This window comes from Xenorhabdus yunnanensis, from assembly GCF_028598805.1.
GTDB lineage: Bacteria > Pseudomonadota > Gammaproteobacteria > Enterobacterales > Enterobacteriaceae > Xenorhabdus > Xenorhabdus yunnanensis.
The window spans coordinates 1-367 of sequence record NZ_JAQRFI010000261.1; the positions used below are offsets into that span (position 1 = coordinate 1).

Here is a 367-nt window from a genome sequence, read left to right on the forward strand (position 1 = left end):
AGAAATGGTCATGGCGGCCAACCTGCGCCACGCCCAGCAAATCTTGCCAAATCTGAGCCAGAACGGTTTCTGTTTCCCCCAGTGGCGCGGCATAGTGGCGAGTCACCACCGCCGATGAATCCGGGGCAGGCAGTGCCTGACGGTCCAGTTTACCGTTAGGGGTTAACGGGAAAGTTTCTAACGTCACAAAAGCACTGGGCAACATATAGTCGGCAAGATGCCGGGCGAGTTGCTGGCGCAGTTCAGCCGGCACCAGTTCAACGTCCGCCAGTGGTCGCAGATAAGCGACTAACTGCTGTTGTCCTCCCGTATTTTCACGGGCAATCACCACCCCTTCGCGCACGCCGGGGCACTGCATCAGTTGTGC

The 367-nt window shown here is 58.3% G+C and carries 1 protein-coding gene; it reads right to left on the reverse strand.

The genetic code is table 11. From position 1 onward, the window contains the following. On the reverse strand, window positions 1-367 hold a 367-nt coding region (locus PSI23_RS23750), incomplete at both ends, for an AMP-binding enzyme (RefSeq protein ID WP_273557064.1).